Below are 2,687 nucleotides of genomic sequence, written 5' to 3' on the forward strand. Positions count from 1 at the left end.
GAACGTGAGGACCAGGACCACGGCGGAGACAACGATGCCGATCTTCTCGCCGGTGCCGCCCATCGCGGCTTCGATCTTCACGGCGTCGCCGCCGGCCTCCGCGGTCAGGCCGCCGTCGCGGGCCTTGGCCAGTGCGTCGTCGAGCGCGTCGTGCGCCTTGTCGCCGACCTTGGTGGCGGGGACCTTGTAGGTGGCGATGGCATAGGCGGTGGAGCGGTCCTTGCTCACCGCCTTAGTCGTGAACGGGTCGCTCACCGAGGCCACCTGCGGGGACTTCTTCAACTGCGCAACCAGCGCTGCGACGTGGCCCTTCTGCGCGGGGGCGGAGATTTTCTCGCCCTCGGGTGCGCGGACCACGACCCGGGCGCTCGCGCCGTCGGCGCTCGCGTCCGGGAACTTCTTCTCCAGCAGGTCGAAGGCCTTCTGCGACTCCGTACCGGGCATCGAGAAGGTGTCGGCGGGCGGCGCCGGGTGCGACTCCGTACCGGGCATCGAGAAGGTGTCGGCGGGCGGCGCCGGGGCGGAGGAAGCGGCGAAGCCCGCACCGCAGAAGATCACCACCCACAGCAGCGCCATCAGCCATCGCCGCCGGAAGGCGAGACGGCCCAGTTTGTAAAGGAAGGTAGCCACGGCTGGGAACTCCTGTCGGTGGGTGGGAAGGTCGAAAGCGCACAGGGGCGAGCGGGGTGCGGCAGCGGGACACGGAGCGGCCTCAGCAATGGCGCCAGATCGGCAGTGCGGTGGCGCATGACCCGTCACTCGAGTGGTGCCACCATGGCATCACCGCGGCGCATGAGCAAGCCGCCCGACCGCCAATATGGCGCCGCAACATGCTATTGCAACGAAGAAAGCCCAGCTCAGAGCTGTACGCGAAAAAGGGAAGCCAATCTGGCTCGCCATGACGCCATCGGTGTGCCATGATGGCGTCATGGACCTCACTCCCTACGTCGACAACCTCCGGCAAGAGCTGGCCGTCGCTGCGGACGCCGGCGGCGACGACGCCCGCGCCCTGGCCGAGCGGCTCACCGCCCCCCTCGAGTCCGCCGCCCGCCTGACTCTGCTCAACGCACTGTCCGCCGCCATGGTCGAGGTCACGCGGGAGCTGGCGCCGGGCTCGGTCGACGTGCGACTGCGCGGACTCGACCCGGAGTTCGTGGTGACGGCGCCGCCCGCACCCGAGCCGTTCCGGGAGGCGCAGGAGCCGATCGCGGAACCCGCCGCACCCACGCCGCCACCGCCGCCCGCGGACGCCGACGACGCCGCCATGGCGCGGATCAACTTCCGTCTCCCCGCCCACCTCAAGGCCCGCGCCGAAGACGCCGCGGCGGCGGAAGGCCTGTCGGTCAACGCCTGGCTGGTGCGGGCCGTGTCCACCACCCTCGACGGCGGGCAGCGCGCAAGCTCGCCGGGCCGCGGCAAGGACTCGGGCAGCCGGGGCTTCACCGGCTGGGTCCGCTAGGGGCGCCGGCCCGCCCCCACGTTCACCGGCGGATCGCCGATCCCGCCGACGTTACTCATCACCCGCCTCACCAGCGGGATCACCCACCCAAGCCAAGAGGACGGGACAGCCATGCCTGCTTTCGAGACCCCCGAACCGATCGCCGCCACCATCGAGCTGGAGGTCGGCACCGCCCGCATTACATCGGGCAAGCGCACCGACACGGTCGTGGAGGTGCTGCCGCTCAACGGATCCGACGACAACGACGTGCGCGCCGTGCAGCAGACCCAGGTCACCTGCTCGGGCGGCCGCCTCACGGTCAAGACACCCAAGAAACGGTCTCTGTTCGGCAAGCCGGGCTCCATCGAAGTGAGCATCGAACTGCCCGCCGGATCCGATGTCCGGGGCACCACGGCCATGGGCAGCTTCTACTGCGAAGGCCACTTCGGGGCAGTCACGCTCAAGACCTCGCTCGGCGACCTCCAGGTCGACGAGGTGGCCGACGCCAACCTCAAGACCGACCACGGCGACATCCGCCTGGCCCGCTCGACCGGGGACATCGAAGTCATCGGTGCGGGCCGGATCGAGGTCGGCACGGTCGCCGGCACGGCGACCGTCAAGAACGGCAACGGTGCGACCGAGGTCGGCGAGGTCACCGGCAGCCTGAAGACCAACGCGGCCAACGGCGACATCTCCATCGGCATCGCGCACAGCAGCGTCGGCGCCAAGGCCGCCAACGGCCGGATCGAGATCGGCGTCGCCCACGCCGGAGTCGACGCAATGTCCTCCAACGGCCGCATCCGCGTCAGCGACGCCACCCGCGGCCGGATCGACCTGCGCACCTCCGTCGGCGACCTCGAAGTGGGCATCCACGAGGGCACCGCGGCCTGGCTCGACCTGAACCCCAAGTACGGCACGGTACGCAACTCGCTCGGCTCCTCCACCGGCCCCGCGGACTCCGACGAGACCGTCGAGGTGCACGCCCGTACCGCCGCCGGCGACATCATCATCCGCCGCGCCTGACCCCGCTCAGCCCCAACTGCCCACCCGCGAAAGGAAAGCGGCATGACTGCCACCCAGACATCCGCGCCAATAGCCGCGAGCGCCACGGCGCCGGCGATCACCGCCACCGGGCTGCGCAAGTCCTACGGCGGCAAGACCGTCCTCGACGGCGTCGACCTGTCGGTGCCGCAGGGCACCATCTTCTCCCTGCTGGGCCCGAACGGCGCCGGCAAGACCACCGCCGTCA

Annotated in this window: 4 protein-coding genes; 3 read left to right on the plus strand and 1 reads right to left on the minus strand. The window is 70.5% G+C overall.

Annotated features, from left to right (window positions below; genetic code table 11):
- Positions 1 to 630, minus strand: a 630-nt coding sequence (locus ACWIHY_RS40150) for an MMPL family transporter (protein ID WP_454381688.1), incomplete at its 3' end; no start/stop codon positions are given.
- A gap of 298 nt (positions 631 to 928) precedes the next feature.
- Between ACWIHY_RS40150 and ACWIHY_RS40155 the strand changes: the two genes are divergently transcribed.
- The 3 genes from ACWIHY_RS40155 to ACWIHY_RS40165 form a co-directional block, all read left to right on the plus strand.
- Positions 929 to 1,459 (plus strand): toxin-antitoxin system HicB family antitoxin, encoded by a 531-nt coding sequence (locus ACWIHY_RS40155; RefSeq protein ID WP_454381690.1) that lies wholly within the window; start codon positions 929 to 931, stop codon positions 1,457 to 1,459.
- 111 nt (positions 1,460 to 1,570) lie between these two features.
- Complete coding sequence (locus ACWIHY_RS40160; protein WP_454381691.1) at positions 1,571 to 2,461, plus strand: DUF4097 family beta strand repeat-containing protein; 891 nt, start codon at positions 1,571 to 1,573, stop codon at positions 2,459 to 2,461.
- Between the two features lie 42 nt (positions 2,462 to 2,503).
- A partial coding sequence (locus ACWIHY_RS40165; protein WP_454381693.1) for an ATP-binding cassette domain-containing protein occupies positions 2,504 to 2,687 on the plus strand: 184 nt, incomplete at its 3' end.

The organism is Streptomyces sp. NPDC055287, assembly GCF_053646035.1.